Consider the following 14,532-nt stretch of genomic DNA (forward strand, 5'->3'; position numbering starts at 1 on the left):
ACGCGGCCCCAAAATGCTTGATTGAGTGTCATGGCCTGAAGGCTGGCGATTTTTTTTCCTGGGGGGTTATCGATTGTCGTTCTCGTTCGACTTGTAGGTAGACGCGCACCAAGCGCAATGAAAAAACTGCCGCAGGGCGAAAGGAAACCGCATGCTCGCTGTCAACGATTGCAACCGCATCCTCTTGATCAACTCGACCAAAACCAGACTGGCGCGTGCAGTGCATCGCGCATTGTTCAGTGTGGCGCTGGCCGCGCCATTGGCAACGGTGATGGTCGCCAGCCCTGCGGTTGCGCAAAGCCAGGCTGAAGCTTCGTTTGATATCGCCGCCGGCCCGCTGGCCACGACGCTTACCCAATTTGCTTCGGCAGCGGGGGTAACGGTGTCCTTTGAACCGTCTTCGGTGCAGGCGCTGAAGTCGCCCGGCCTGCATGGCCGCTACAGCCCCGATGCCGGCCTGCGCCAGTTGCTGGCGGGTAACCGGTTGCAGGTATTGAAGCAGGCCAATGGCAGCTACTCGCTGCTGCCCATGGTCGGTGACGATTCGACCCTGCAGCTTGATACCACCAGCGTCACCGGCGCGGCCGTGGAGTCCGCCTATGGGCCGGTGAATGGCTACGTTGCCAGCCGCAGTGCCACCGGCACCAAGACAGACACGCCCATCCTGGAGACCCCCCAGGCCATCAACGTGGTCACCGCCGACCAAGTGCAAGCCCAGGGCGCGCGCAACCTGACCCAGGCGCTGCGCTACACCCCGGGCCTGGCTACCGGCGGCTTTACCGATCGCAACAGCATTGCCGACGAAATCACCAGCCGCGGGTTTGCCCCGACCCCGCTCTACCTGGACGGCGCGTACCTGCCGTATGCCGGTAGCCTTGGGGGCGCACCTCAGATCGACCCCTACACGCTGGAGCGTATCGAAGTGCTCAAAGGCCCTTCTTCGGTGCTGTACGGGCAAAACCAGCCGGGCGGGCTGATCAACATGGTCTCCAAGCGCCCCACCCGCGAGCAGCGTAGCCAGGTGAAACTTGGCGCTGGCAGCTACAACAGGGTCAACGGTGCCTTCGATACCAGCGGCCCGCTGGACGAGCAGAAGGCGTTTACCTATCGCCTGGTCGGCGTTGCTGACAAAGGCAACGAGATGGTCGCTCACTCGCACAGCGAGCGCTTGTTGCTGGCGCCGAGCCTGACCTGGGCGCCAAACGAAGACACGTCCCTGACGCTGCTCGCACAAATCCAGCGTGATGATGGCCTGCCCGATTATCAGACGTTGCCGATGATCGGCTCGCTCAAGCGTGGCCCGACAGGCCAGCATATCGACCGGGACTTCTTTTCAGGGGACTCGCGGTACAACGATTACAAGCGCAACCAGTATATTTTTGGCTATGACTTCAGCCACCGTTTCAACGAAGACCTGGCCTGGCGCTCAACGGCGCGATACACCGATGTGCGCGACCGCTACAAGGGCTTCTACCTGCGCAGCTTTGTGACGGATGGCGATGTGGTCGACTACACCCGCGCCAACCGGGTCAAGCTTGACTGGCGCCAGCACAACATCGCCTACACCATCGATAACACCCTGGAGTACACCTTTGACACGGGCGCACTGCGGCACACTTTGCTGGCCGGCGCGGACTACCGTCACTTCTCGCGCAAGTACGATGGTTACAACGCCTACAACGTGTTGCCGGTCGACCTGTATGGCAAGAACAACTACCCCACCAGCAACGTAACGCCGGTGCTGGATACCCGTTGGGACAACACCCTGCGCCAGACGGGGCTGTACGTGCAGGACCAGATCAAGCTGGACAACTGGATCCTGACGGTAGGCGGGCGCCAGGACTGGGCGGAAGTCGACAACAAGGACCTGCTGGCGCACAGCATTGCCTCCCAGCGCGACACCAAGTTCACCGGGCGCATCGGCCTGACCTATGTCACCGAGTTCGGCCTGGCGCCGTATGTCAGCTATTCCCAGTCGTTCTTGCCCACCGTGGGCACGGCAGCGCCCGAGCGCGGCGGCAAGGCGTTCGAGCCAAGCGAAGGCGAGCAATACGAGGTGGGGCTGAAGTACCAGCCAGTCGACGGCACCTTGTTCACGGCTTCGGTGTTCCAGGTGAAACAGAAGAACATGCTGACGGGTGATACCGAGTACCCGCAGTACCAGGCGCAAAATGGCGAGGTGCGCTCGCGCGGGGTGGAGCTAGAACTCAAATCCAGCATCGAGCATGTCGATGTACTGGCCGCTGCCACCTACATCGACTCGTTCTATACCAAGAGCACCTATGGCGACCAGGGCAACCGCAACGAGGCGCAGGCCCCGGTGTCTGCCACATTGTGGGTGGATTACCACTTCACCCAGGCCACTCTCAATGGCCTGACGTTTGGCGCCGGCGCACGTTACACCGGCCGCAAACAGGGTAACTCGGCCAATACCTTCGAAGTACCGGCTTATGCCGTGTATGACGCCACCGTCAGCTACGACCTTGCCAAGCTCGACCCAAGCCTGCGCGGCCTGCAGGCCAGCGTGAATGTGCAAAACATCTTCGATCGCGAGTACGTATCCGACTGCAACTATGCGTTTGGCTGCTATTACGGACAGGAGCGGGTTGCGTCGGTAGAGATGACCTACGACTGGTGATCAAGCCCCCGCGCCACGCGGTATACTCCGCGCCATTTTGCCAATGGCGGGAGAACGCTATGCGCCAGATTTTGCTCATCGTCGATGTCCAGTCCACCTTCAGCCCGCCCGAGTGGCTGGTCGATGGCTTGCGGCGGTTGTCAGCGAACATTCCTACCATTGCCTCGGTCGAGTTGCACGACGAACAGGTCACGCCGTTCGAGCGGCAGCTCGGCTGGCACCCGGCGGCCGAGGACGAAAGCCTGGTCGAGGCCGACCAGGTGTTCATCAAGCATGGCTACGGGCAGAGCGCCGAAGCCATCGAGTACATCAGGCAACTGGGTGTGGAGCGGGTGCTGGTGTGTGGGCTGCAGACCGAAACCTGTGTGCTGGCCGCTGGCTTTGCCCTGTTCGATGCGGGGCTGACGCCCACCCTGGTGACGGACATGACGGTAGGGTCTTCGCTGGACCGGTCGGCCAAGCTGGGTATCGAACTGTGGCAGCATCACTTCCGCCAGGTCACGACCTCGGCTGAAGTGCTGGCCGAACTGGCGGGGCAACGCTAGGCAATATTGTCACTTTGCCATCATGCAGTGCCAATGCGTATCATTGTTGATTGCATTCCGCTGATCGAGAAGGATCTCCATGCTTAAAAAGCCATACCTGGCAGCTGTTCTGCTGCCTGTCACAATGCTCTGGGCGGGCCTTGCCCATGCCTTTACCGATGGTATCGACCGTTCAATCACCCTGGAAAAGGTCGCGCAGACGTTCGTCGTGCAGAAGGACGGCAGCTTCCGTCTTGATGTCGACAGCGTCATGCTGATCAACGAAGAACGCGCCATCAAGACCAATGCCCAGCACCCGTTAAGCTACAACCGTTCGCTGGAGACACTGGAGGTGGTCGAGGCCTACACGCAAAAGCCCGACGGTCGCAAAGTGCAGGTGGATGCCGCGCACATCAAGGAGCAGCAGGAGCAGGCTTCTGCGCAGGCGCCGATGTTCCAGGACTCGGTCAACAAGGTGGTCATCTTCCCCGAGGTTGCGGTGGGGGACCGGCTGGTGCTGCGTTATCAACGTAACCGCGCTACGCCGCTTTTCCCTGGGCAGTTCGAAGACATCACCGTGCCGCAGTTTTACCCGGTCGGGCAGTTTTCGCTGACCTACGACCTGCCCCAGGGCATGCCGCTGCAGGCCGATGCCCGTGGTTTCAAGGCGTCGTCACCCGCCAGCGGGGAAGGGCGCACGGTGTATCGCTGGGACTATGTACCGGCGGCGCGGGCGCGGATCGAGACAGGTGCAGTGTCGTACCTGGACTACGGCCACTACCTGGCGGTTTCGACGTTCTCCGGCTTCAAGGATTTCGCCCAGGCCTACCAGGCCAGGGCCACGGTCGAGGTCACTCCGCAGATCAGTGAACTGGCGAAGCGCCTGACGGCCGGCTTGCCCACCGCGCGGGAAAAGGCGCTGACCCTCAGTGACTGGGTACGCGAGAACATCCGCTATGTGGCGGTGTACGTCGGCGCTGGCGGGGTGGTGCCGCATGCCGCGCAAACCGTACTGGACAACCGCTACGGGGACTGCAAGGACCATGTTGCGCTGCTGGAGGCGCTGCTGGGCGCGGCAGGCATCAAGAGCACCCCGGCGCTGGTGAACCAGGGCACTGCCTATGTGTTCCCCAAAGTGCCGACCTTGGGTGTGCTGAACCATGTGATCACCTATGTGCCGGGCCTGGACTTGTACCTGGACTCGACTGACCCATCGGTTGCTGCCGGTTACCTGCCCTTGACCGTGCTGAACAAGCGAGTGCTGCTGACTGCCACTGGTGAGTTTGGCAAAACCCCGGCCATGCAACTGAACCAGGTTTCCAGTGACTTGCTGTTCAAGGTCAAGGCCGATGGCGGTGCCGACTTCACCAATGTTTCGACGGTGAAGGGCTGGGCCAGCGAGATGAGCCGCTTCGGCTTGAAGTTGATGAAACCGGAAGACCGGGAAATGCTGGTCGAAAGGGTGCTGGCCGCCTATGGGCAGCGTGGCAGTGGTTCGATCAAGATCGAGCCGCCCACCGCCAACGGCGACTTTGTCAGCAATGTGGATGGGCACACGGAAAACCTGGTCAACCTGCCGGGGCCGGTGGGTGTGGCGACCCTTACCAGCCTGGCGGGCGGTATCTCGCAGAACGTCTACAGCTTCACCCTGGAGAAGGAACGCAGCCAGAGCTTCGTGTGCATTGGCAACGACACGGTGGAGACCTCGCGCTTCGAGTTCCCCGCCCAGGTCAACGTGCTGGCAATCCCGAAACCTGTGAAGCTGCATGACAGCAATGTCGACTACAGTGCGCGCTATTCCCAAGAGGGCAACGCAGTGTTGGTGGAGCGGCGTTTCAAGTTCAGCCACCCGGATGTAGTCTGCTCGCCGGAGGACTTCACGGCCATGAAACCGGCGCTGGAGGCAATGATCCGCGACCTGCAAAGCCAGATCATCGTGCAGGCAGGGTAGCTCTGACACCGGCCGGTTAAGCAATCAGGGCCGCTTTGCGGCCCATCGCCGGCAGCACAAGGCAGTAGCTCTAGAAGTCCCAGCGCGTCGTCACCATCATGTTGCGTGGCTCGCCGTAGTACGTGGTATCGAAGTTGCCAAGCCCGGTCAGGTAGACCTTGTCGAACACGTTGTTGGCATTGACCGTGAAGCTCAAGTGCTCGCTGTACTGATAGCGGGCCATCAGGTCCACCAGGGTGTAGCCGCCTTGTTTGATGCGGGTATAGTCGTTGGCGATCGGGCTGTAGATGTTGCCGTAGAAGCCGCTCTGCCAGCGCAGCCCACCGCCCACGGTCACCTGGTCGAATGCGCCAGGCAGGCGGTAGGTGTTGAACAGCCGCACTACGTGCTCAGGCTTGGTGGTTGCCAGAGGGAAGCCGAAAATCCGTTGGTCGTCGGCGTCGCGGGTACGGGCGTATGTGTAGCCGGCGGTGACGTTCCAGCCGGGTGCCAGTTCGCCGGCCAGCTCCAGTTCGACGCCCTTGGTGGTGGCGCCGTCGATGGCCTTGTAGATGCCTTCGTTGGTCACCGGGTTGGTGCCGATGTTGGAGGCGACGTTGTCTTGCTCGATGCGGAAGAACGCCAGGGTGCCGTTCAGCCTGCCGTCGAACCAGGCAGCCTTCAGCCCGGCTTCATAGCCGTCACCTTCGACGGGGGCGAGGGTGGCGCCGTTGATGTCCTTGTAAACCTGCGGCTGATAGATCGACGTGTAGCTGGCATACACCGAGTAGGTGTCGTCCAGGTCATAGACCACGCCCGCATAAGGGGTGACCACCCCGTGTTCCTTGTAGCTTGAGTGGGTGTCGCTCAACGAAGACGTTGGGTAATAGTCCTGATCATCGTTGTACTTGAAGGTACTGACCCGGGTGCCGAGGATGAGCGAAAGCTTGTCGGTCGGCCTCAAACGGGTGGCCACGTAGGCGCCGCTCTGGCTTTGCGTGGTGGTGTAGTCGCCGTTTTTCGGGAAGTTCTGTTCCGGCAGTTTGCCATTCCAGTCGAAGATGGAGCCGGGCACCATGGCGAACGCGCTGCCGTCGTAGGTATCGCCGGTCTGCTTCGAATGCGAGGTCATGAAGCCTGCCACCAGGTCGTTCTCGCGGCCGAACAGGGTGAACGGGCCGGAAATATTCACGTCGGCGGTGTTTTGCACGCGGTGACCTTCCCAACGCCCCCAGTACAGGAACATGCCCTCGCCGGTTGCCGGGTTTGGGTTGCCGCCGCTGGCAGACGCCAGGCGCGTGTCATGGTCGCTGATCATGTGGTTGAGGCTGAGCTTGACCTTCCAGTTGTTGGCCAGTGCCTGCTCCAGCGAGCTGAAGTAGGTGGTTGACTCGAAGTCGCGACGGCTCCAGTCTGCCGCCGGGTTGTGCGCTCGCGAGAAATCGGTGCGGCTGCCGTCGGAAAAGTAAGTCGGGTTACCTGTCCAGGACGAGCCGCGCGGGGTGGTGGCCTGGTTGTCGATGCCGAAGGTGAGCAGGGTGTCTGGCGTCAGGTCGGCTTCAAGAATGCCGTAGTAGACATCCTTTTTCTGCTTGTAGTGGTCCAGGTACGACTTGCGGTCCTGGTAGGCACCCACCAGGCGGCCGCGTACGCTACCGCTGTCGTTGAGCGAACCCGAAATATCCCCTTCGGTACGGTAGTTGTCCCAGGACCCTGCGCTGGCGGTGATCGACGCCTTGAAGTCGTGGGTGGGCTTCTTGCGCACCAGGTTGACCGTCGCCGAGGGGTCGCCAGAGCCGGTCATCAGGCCGGTCGCACCCTTGATGACTTCGATGCGGTCGTAGGCGGCCATGTCGACGTGGGTCACGCCCTCATCGTAGACGCCGTCGTAGATGGTGTTGATGCCATCGTACTGGTAGTTGGTAATGGCAAACCCGCGTGCGGAGTACTCCATGCGTTCGCTGTCGTACGCCTGAACCGAAACCCCGGGGGTGTTGCGCAGCACGTCGCCGATGTCTTGCGAGCCATGGTCGTCGATCACCTGGCGGGTGATCACGCTGACCGACTGCGGCGTTTCGCGCAGGGTCAGCGGCAGCTTGGTTGCGCTGGTAGAACCGCCGGTGGTGTAGGCGCCGGTACCCTCGGTGACGTTACCCAGCCCCAGCGCATCGACACGGCTGGGGGCCAACTCCAGCGCATCGCCCCGTGGGGTGCTTGACAGCAGCGAGTAGCGCCCATCGCTTTCCCGAGTGGCCTGCAACCCGGTGCCACTGAGCAGAATCTGCAAGGCTTGGTCGACGTCATAGCGCCCCTCGAGGGCAGGCGAACGTTTACCGCGCGTCCAGTGGGTGTCGAAAGACAACACGATGCCAGACTCGGCAGCGAACCGGGTAAGCGTTTCGCCAAGGTCGCCCTGCGGTAGGTGGTAGTCATGGGCTTGCGCGGCGCTGGCAGCGCCAGGCCCCGCGAGCAGTGCAGTCAGCAGCAGGCAGGTGCGCAGGCCTGGCGCAGTGAAAGGCCTGGTGTTGAAGCGGCAGGTCATCGTCGCGTTTCTCTGATAGGTAAAAGTCGGGATACCTATGAGTCGGATAAGCCCTGGCAAAGTGATCAGGCGCTCAGCATTTTTTTACGCCGCCGTGATGGTGACCCAAAAACGCGTACGCACCTGTACCTGCACCGGCAGTGAGGTGGTCAGCGCGCGCAGTATCTGGTCGGTATCGTCGAGCCGGTAGGTGCCGCTGATGCGCAGGCCTGCCACGGCTGGTGTGCAGCGCAGCCAGCCCGGGCGGTAGCGTGAAAGGTTGCTGATGAACGCGTCGAGGCGCTGGTCATTCACGATCAGCAACCCCCGGCCCCAGGCATCTGCGGCCACGGGGACGGTTTCCAGCGCGGCGAAGCCTTGGTCATTGAACCGACAACGCTCCCCGCTGTTTACCAGCAGGGCCTGGCCCGAGCTCAGGGTTACACGCGCCTGCCGGGCAAATACCTCCAGGCTGCTGCCGTCATCGAACAAACGCAGGGCGAAGCGGCTTTCGCCTGCCTCGACCGTGCCGTTTCGGGTGCTGACCGTGCAATGCTGGCGCGCTGGTACCGTGACCATGACTTCACCTTGGCGCAGCAGCAAGCGTGCAGGGCCGAGGGTGTCATCCACATCGACTGCAGAGGCGGTATTGAGGATCAGCGCAGTGCCATTGCTCAGCATCAGCGAACGCTGTTCGCCCACGCCGGTGCGCACGTCTGCCAGCAGTGGAGACTGCTTGACCTCCCGGTATCCCCCCAGGCCCAGCGCGCCGCCCCCCAGCAGTATCAAGCCAGCCTTGACCACCCGCCGACGGCTGGCGTTCCGGCCGTGGGCTGCCAGCGCCAGTACGCGCGCTGACGCCGGGTTTTCGCTGGCTGCCATGCGCGTTTGCAGGCGCTCTGCCTGCTGCCAGGCCCAGGCATTGACGGGCGTCGCATTCAGCCACAGCTGCCAGGCCGAGTAATCACTGGCCTGCACCTCACCGCTGTTGAGCTGGCTGAACCAGTGCGCGGCCTGGCGTAACGCGGCCAGTTGCTCGGCATTCAGGTTCATGCTCAGTGGCCATGGCCAAGGCTGTAGATCATGCAGTGCTCGGCGGCCTTGGCAATGTAGCGGCGCACGCTGACTTCGGAAACACCCAACTGGATGGCGATGTGCTTGTAGGGCATGCCGTCGATCTGCGAAAGCAAAAATGCTTCACGTACCTTGGGCCCGAGCGAAGCTAGCATGGCGTCGAGTTCGAACAAGGTTTGCAGCAAGGCCAAACGTTGCTCAGGTGAGATATCCATTACTTCGGGTTGCTCGGCGAGCACCTGAAGCCAGGCCCTTTCCAGGTGCACCCGGCGCAGGTGATCGATCATCAGGCGGCGAGCGATGGTTGCCAGGTAGCCTTTGGGTTCGCGCACGGCGTCCAGCCTTGCGGCGGCGTCGGCTGCAGACATCACACGCACGAACACATCCTGGACGATGTCTGCTGCCAAGTGGCTGCAGTTCACCCGCGGTTTCAGCCAGTTATGCAACCATTTGCTCTGGGCGCGGTATAGCTGGCTGACTTGAGAAGTAAAAGCTATATCCGGGATGCTCATCCATGCCGCCTGAAAATGTTTACAAATGTTAATGGTTCGCATTTTAGGCAGAGTGTTTCAGGGTTTGCAATCACAGCGCCATTGCCGGCAAGTCAGCTCAAGCAGAGGTAGCACGCTCGGCCGCATCGGCTCCACGCGCCTGGTTTTGCTTGTTCCATCGCGTAAACAGCAGACGCAACAGGGTGTTCCAGCAGTAACCCACCAGTACCCCTCCCGCCAGTGCCAGGGCGACCTCGAACAGCGGGTGCCTGAAAACATGGTCCGCCAGCGACTGGAACTGGAAATGCGTCAGGTAGATGAACAAGGTTGACGATGCAATGACCGCACCTTCCCGTGCTACCAGGGCGGGCACTGGCACCGAGCGGAACCAGATAAGGGCCAGCATCGCCGGCAGGGCGATATCGATATAACGCAAGAAAGCCTCCCAGCCAACGCCGGCAACCGCCATCAGGTCCAGCTCGCCGACCACCAGCACGGCCACCGCGCTGGCCACCCACTTGCGCGCGGTGGTATCGGCATGGTGCACGGCCATGCCCAGCACCATGACCGCCAGAAAGTGCTGCGGTACCCGGTTGAGCAGCGCACTGGCGTCGAACACGAAGCGGCTGAGCAGCACATCCAGGGCCACCAGCGCACAGGCCGCAATGATCAGGCAGCGGAACGGGTCGGCGAGGACGGCCTGGCGCACGCGCCTGATGGACAGCACCACACCGATGATCAGGATCATCTGTACCAGCACTTCGATGTACCAGTAATTGAACAGGCTGACCTCGCTGGTCGGGAACCAGTTGGACACCAGCAGCAGCGATTGCCAGTGCAACCGGTCGAACACCAGCTGGATCAGCGCGGTGTACAACAGGGTGGGCACCACGATGGCCGCCAGCGACCTGAGCAGCGTGCGCGCATCGCCACGCTCTTCGATAGCTTTGAGCTGGAACCGCGCCAGGCTGATGCCGGAGACCAGGAACAGCACCGACGTTTCGCCAACGATCAACCAATGGTCGAACTCGCTGAGGTGGCCGACCACGATCAGGACGATGGCCAGCATCCGCACGAACACCGGCATCTCCATCACCCGCCACGCGCTTTTCGGCGGCGCATTCAGCTCGGCCAGCTGGCACACCGGCAGCGTTTCCCAGCGCTGTGGCAGGTGGCCGATCAGCTCCTCCAGCACCCGCGAGGCTTGCACGAACGACAGCGAGTCGCCGCCCAGTTCGACAAAGCTCAACCTGGCGTCCAGGCGCGGCACCTGGAGGATGCGCGCCCAGGCCGTGCTCAGTTTTTCCGCCAAGGGGGACAAGGGAAGGCTGGCGCTGTCGTCAAATGGCGCAGGCAAGGCGCGTTTGTCGACTTTGCCGTTAGGGGTGAGCGGCAGGGCCTCGAGAAACATGAACAGCGCCGGCACCATGTAGTCCGGCAGCTGGCCGGCGAGCGCCTGGCGCAGTTCATCGGCGCTGGTGGGCTTTTGACCAACGCAATAGGCCACCAGCCGGATCGACGCGCTGTCGTGGTTGGCCACGACCACGCATTGGCCGATGTGGGGGTGACGGGTGATGGCGTTCTCGATTTCCGCCAGCTCGATGCGGTGGCCACGGATTTTCACCTGGCTGTCACCGCGCCCCAGGAAACTGGCGCTGCCATCGGCCAGGTAGGTGCCCAGGTCACCGGTGCGGTAACAGCGGTCGCCTGCGTCCCCGGTGAACGGGTTGACGATGAACTTGGCCTCGGTCAGCGCCGGGTCGCCCCAGTAACCCTGCGACAGATAGGGGCTGCGGATCAGGATTTCACCGGTTTCGCCCGCGCTGACCAGCTGGTTGGTCGAGTCGACCACCAGCAACTGCGCATTGGCGATGCCTTTGCCCAAGGGCACCCGAGCACTGTCCGAATCAGGGTCGAGGGTATGGAAGGCCATGGCTTGTGGCGTTTCGGTGGTGCCGTAGAAGTTCACATTGACGGCATGGGGCGCAATGGCGCGGATCTGCTGGTACAGCGCCGGGCTGAGCGCATCGCCGCCCCAGAACAGGTAGCGCAGTTGATCGAGTAGCTGGCCATTCATGTGTGCGCCGGTCTCGATCAGCTTGCCCAGCGGCGGGGTGAGGTGGATTACGCTCACGCCGTGCTGTTGAATCCAGCCTGCCAGCTGTGACGGGTCGGTCAGGGTCGGCTGGGCGGGGCAGGCGATGGTCGCGCCAATCGACAGGGGCGTGAACACGTCGCGGTACACCGGGTCGTGGCCCAGACCGGAAAGCAGGGAGAAAGTATCAGCCTGGGTAAAGCCATGCTGGCGCACATGCCAGTCGATGAAGTGCACCAGGGGCGCGTGGTGAGTAACGATACCCTTGGGTTCACCGGTGCTGCCCGAGGTGAAGGTGATGTACGCCGGTTGCTCGGGGTTGACGCTGGGCAGCGCGACCTGTTGCCAGGGAAAGGCTTGCAGTGCCTCGGCGGGGGCTTCCGGCACCGTAACCACAATGGGGCCGGAGGCGTCGAGGGATGCATCACCACAGCGCAGGACGACCGCAGGCGCCAGTGTACTGATGATCTGCCCGATGCGCGCGGGAGGGTATGCAGCGTCGGCCACGGTAAAGGCCAAGCCGGCACGCAGGCAGCCGAGCATGGCGTACACCAGGGCGGCACTGCGGCTGGCGACGATGACCACACGATCGGTGCCACTGGCAGCGTTTTCTACCAGATACGCTGCAATGCCCTGGCTTATCTGCGCCAGTTGGGCATAGCTGCAGCTGGTGTGCCGGGCAAGGATGGCGGTGGCATCCGGGCAGCGGCCGGCCTGCTCGAGGAACGCGTGGTGAATCGGCTGGTCGGCACAGTACTCCAGGCGCAGCGTCGGGTTCGGGCGCAGGTCCGGCATGATGGGTGAGGGCTCCGCATGAACGTTGGGGCTGGCTGGTAGCACAACGCTAGTGCAGGGTGGCCGATGGCGCCAATGTTCAGCGGGATTGGGAGGTGCTTGTCGACAGTCGGGTGCGCTGCGCGCCGCTCTCGTGACACAAGGCGGCTCCCACAAATATGGCGTGGGCCCGAAACCGGTGCGGTCCCTGGACTGCCCCCAGGAAGTTGGACACCAATCCAATTTCTTGGGGTGTTCACATGAGCAAGTACTCAGATCAATTCAAGCTCACCGCCGTCCAGGCCTACCTGGAGGGTGGTGAAGGATTTAGAACAGTAGCTCGGCGATTTGCAGTGGACTTCAGCCTGCTGCGGCGCTGGTTCTCCGCTTTCCAGAAGCATGGTCAGTTCAGCCTGCGCAAAACCGGCCAGCGGTACAGCACGGCCTACAAGCGCTCAGTCCTTGAGTACATGCACAAGCATCAGCTTTCCTTGCGCCAGACCGCCGCCCATTTTGGTCTTGGTCAGTCCTCGCAGATAGGCATTTGGGCGCGGCAGCACTACAGTGGGAGTCTGGATTTACCTGCTCCCAAGAGAAGAAAACCCGCTGCCATGTCGAAAAAGCCTTACCCCATAAAACCTACGACGTCCGATGACACCGATAAAAGCCGCGACCAGTTGCTGGCTGAGCTTGAGTGGCTGCGTATGGAGAACGCTTACCTAAAAAAGCTGGAAGAACTGAAGAAGCAGGAGCGAAGTCAGCCCAAAAAGCCCTGATCGTGTCGGCGCTCAAGGACAGGTTTCCCTTGGCCGCCGTTCTGCAACTGGCTGACTTACCTCGCAGCACGTTCTATTACCAACTTCAGGCGCAGGCCAAACCTGACAAGCATGCTGTCCTGAAACAGCTGATTCAGCGTGTCTATCACGAGGAAAAAGGGCTCTACGGTTACCGGCGTGTGACGGCGGTGATCCGCAACGCCGGCACCTTGGTTAACAAGAAGGTCGTAGAACGCTTGATGGTCGCGCTTGATCTTCGCTCACTCGTACGGCCCAAAAAGTATCGGTCGTACAAGGGCGTCGTCGGCACTATCGCGCCTAACCTGCTGGAGCGAAACTTCCTCGCGCAGCGCCCGAATCAGAAGTGGGTGACCGATGTGACCGAGTTTAAAGTAGCTGAGAAAAAGGTCTATCTCTCTCCTGTGATGGACTTGTACAACGCCGAAATCGTGGCATACGAAGTGGCCAGCAGGCCTTGCCTCGGGCTGGTTACCAACATGCTGGACAAGGCCTTCAAGCGCCTGGGAAACAAGCCGAAGCTGGTGCTTCACTCGGATCAAGGGTGGCACTACCAGCACTCCCAGTACCGCCATAAGCTGGCAGAGCGAGGACTGAACCAGAGCATGTCACGCAAAGGAAACTGCCTGGACAATGCGGCAATGGAGAGCTTTTTTGGTACGCTTAAGTCCGAGTTTTTCTACCTGAAGCGTTTCGAGAGCGTTGAAGAACTGAAAGCCGGTCTGGACGAGTACATCCACTACTACAACCATGACCGCATCAAGCTAAAGCTCAATGGCATGAGCCCTGTGGAATACAGGGCCCATGCTGCTGAGTCTGCTAGCTGAAACTGTCCAACTTTTGGGGGGCAGTCCACCCTGTGGGAGCTGGCTTGCCGGCGATGAGGCCAGTACAGGTATTGCAAGGCAGCCTGCACCGGCCCGATCCATCAGGCCACATCCACCAGCACGATCTCGCTGTCCTCGATGGCGGTCACCCGCAGCACGTCTTCCTGCTCGATCGCTACACCGTCCCGCGCCTTGGCCCGCAGCCCGTTGACGTCCACCAGCCCCTTGGCCGGCACCAGGTAACCCCTGCGGGCGGCATCGAAGCGGTACTCGGCGGTTTCACCTGCACGCAAGGTGGCGGCCACCAGGCGGGCATCGGTGCGAATCTGCAGGCTGTCTTCATCACCGGCACGGCCGCTGGCCAGGGTCACGAAGCCTTCGCCACGTTCGCCTTTGGGAAACGGCCGGCTGCCCCACTGCGGTGCTTCACCCGTGCGCTCCGGCACGATCCAGATCTGGAAAATACGCGTATCGACGTCTTCCAGGTTGTACTCGCTGTGCACGATACCGGTACCGGCGCTCATCACCTGCACGTCACCGGCTTCGGTACGGCCTTTGTTACCCAGGCTGTCCTGGTGGCTGATCGCGCCTTCACGCACATAGGTGATGATTTCCATGTCGCGGTGCGGGTGCGGCGGGAAGCCGTTGCCAGCCGCGATCAGGTCGTCGTTCCATACCCGCAGGTTGCCCCAGTGCATGCGCGCCGGGTCGTAGTATTCGGCGAATGAGAAATGGTGGTGGGCATCGAGCCAGCCGTGGTTGGCGTGGCCGAGGCCTTCAAAGGGTCGCAGTTGCAGCATGGTCGTGCTCCTTGAATCAGTGGAATGACGCCATGATGCGCTAAAGAAACATCGAAAATAAGCG

Annotated in this window: 9 protein-coding genes; 4 read left to right on the forward strand and 5 right to left on the reverse strand. The window is 61.7% G+C overall.

Annotation, left to right across the window (positions count from 1 at the left end; genetic code table 11):
* Positions 1 to 151 precede the first annotated feature (151 nt).
* The 3 genes from MRBLPB4O_RS10090 to MRBLPB4O_RS10100 all read left to right on the forward strand — a co-directional run bounded on the left by MRBLPB4O_RS10090 (position 152) and on the right by MRBLPB4O_RS10100 (position 5,113).
* Entirely contained in the window at positions 152 to 2,638 is a 2,487-nt protein-coding gene (locus MRBLPB4O_RS10090) for a TonB-dependent siderophore receptor (RefSeq protein WP_341798286.1), read from the forward strand.
* A 59-nt stretch (positions 2,639 to 2,697) separates the two neighbouring features.
* Positions 2,698 to 3,183, forward strand: a complete 486-nt coding sequence (locus tag MRBLPB4O_RS10095; RefSeq protein ID WP_341798287.1) for an isochorismatase family protein — start codon at positions 2,698 to 2,700, stop codon at positions 3,181 to 3,183.
* Between the two features lie 79 nt (positions 3,184 to 3,262).
* Positions 3,263 to 5,113, forward strand: a complete 1,851-nt coding sequence (locus MRBLPB4O_RS10100; protein ID WP_341798288.1) for a DUF3857 and transglutaminase domain-containing protein — start codon at positions 3,263 to 3,265, stop codon at positions 5,111 to 5,113.
* Between the two features lie 70 nt (positions 5,114 to 5,183).
* Here the strand turns inward: MRBLPB4O_RS10100 and MRBLPB4O_RS10105 are convergent, their stop codons facing one another.
* From MRBLPB4O_RS10105 to MRBLPB4O_RS10120, 4 genes are all read right to left on the reverse strand, one after another.
* A complete protein-coding gene (locus MRBLPB4O_RS10105; RefSeq protein WP_341798289.1) occupies positions 5,184 to 7,634 on the reverse strand; it encodes a TonB-dependent siderophore receptor in 2,451 nt (816 codons plus the stop codon).
* Between the two features lie 84 nt (positions 7,635 to 7,718).
* Entirely contained in the window at positions 7,719 to 8,666 is a 948-nt protein-coding gene (locus MRBLPB4O_RS10110; protein ID WP_341798290.1) for a FecR domain-containing protein, read from the reverse strand.
* Between the two features lie 2 nt (positions 8,667 to 8,668).
* Positions 8,669 to 9,199 carry a sigma-70 family RNA polymerase sigma factor gene (locus tag MRBLPB4O_RS10115; RefSeq protein ID WP_341798291.1) on the reverse strand — a complete coding sequence of 177 codons (531 nt, stop codon included), beginning with the start codon at positions 9,197 to 9,199 and terminating at the stop codon, positions 8,669 to 8,671.
* Positions 9,200 to 9,296: 97 nt separating this feature from the next.
* Complete coding sequence (locus MRBLPB4O_RS10120; RefSeq protein ID WP_341798292.1) at positions 9,297 to 12,068, reverse strand: amino acid adenylation domain-containing protein; 2,772 nt, start codon at positions 12,066 to 12,068, stop codon at positions 9,297 to 9,299.
* A 239-nt stretch (positions 12,069 to 12,307) separates the two neighbouring features.
* Here MRBLPB4O_RS10120 and MRBLPB4O_RS10125 point away from each other — a divergent pair.
* Positions 12,308 to 13,668, forward strand: a protein-coding gene (locus MRBLPB4O_RS10125) for an IS3 family transposase (RefSeq protein ID WP_341796297.1) whose coding sequence is annotated in 2 segments (ribosomal slippage) — positions 12,308 to 12,776 and positions 12,776 to 13,668 — 1,362 coding nt in all. Because the reading frame shifts where the segments join, the coding sequence is not laid out codon by codon here.
* A gap of 101 nt (positions 13,669 to 13,769) precedes the next feature.
* Here the strand turns inward: MRBLPB4O_RS10125 and MRBLPB4O_RS10130 are convergent.
* Positions 13,770 to 14,468 (reverse strand): pirin family protein, encoded by a 699-nt coding sequence (locus MRBLPB4O_RS10130; RefSeq protein ID WP_049275402.1) that lies wholly within the window; start codon positions 14,466 to 14,468, stop codon positions 13,770 to 13,772.
* Positions 14,469 to 14,532: the final 64 nt, after the last annotated feature.

This window comes from Pseudomonas sp. LPB4.O, from assembly GCF_038383825.1.
In the GTDB taxonomy this organism is placed as follows: Bacteria; Pseudomonadota; Gammaproteobacteria; order Pseudomonadales; family Pseudomonadaceae; genus Aquipseudomonas; species Aquipseudomonas putida.